Consider the following 625-nt stretch of genomic DNA (forward strand, 5'->3'; position numbering starts at 1 on the left):
CCCTGTCATTCTTACCGATAATGGTGGAGAGTTTGCCAGGGTTGATGACATCGAAATGGATGTGCGAGGAGAGAGTAAACTCTTCTTTTGTGACCCTAATCGCTCTGACCAGAAAGGGAGAATTGAGAAAAATCACACGCTGATTCGCGACATTCTACCTAAAGGAACTTCTTTTGACAATTTAACTCAAGAGGACATCAATCTCGTCTGCTCTCATGTCAACAGCGTCAAACGTGCTGCTTTGAATGGAAAGTCAGCTTATGAACTCTTTGCCTTTACTTATGGAGAAGAAATTCCTAAGCTTCTCGGCATTTCTAAAATACCTGCAGAAGACGTCTGTCAGTCTTCTAAATTACTCCAACATAAGTTCTAAAAACTAACCTAAAACCCTATTCAAACGTCTCACACTAACTTCCACCATAGCGGAACTTAATCTGAAACGCTTTCAGATAAGAGGATTTTGTGCGCTCTTTTTTTCGATTCATTTTGGCTACAAAAGCAATAAAATCAAGCATTAGTAAAACCAGTGGAACTTACCCTGACATGGATTTCCACTGGTTTTTACAATTTTTATCAGATTAACTTCCACTTCTACTAGCGGTGGAACTTAGTTTGGGAATTTACC

Annotated in this window: 1 pseudogene; it reads left to right on the forward strand. The window is 39.5% G+C overall.

What is annotated here, in order from left to right:
* Window positions 1-373: pseudogene (locus HT721_RS07010) on the forward strand (IS30 family transposase); the annotation flags it as partial.
* Between the last annotated feature and the right edge of the window lie 252 nt (window positions 374-625).

It is taken from the genome of Streptococcus sp. 4094 (assembly GCF_013277125.1).
Taxonomy (GTDB): Bacteria; Bacillota; Bacilli; order Lactobacillales; family Streptococcaceae; genus Streptococcus.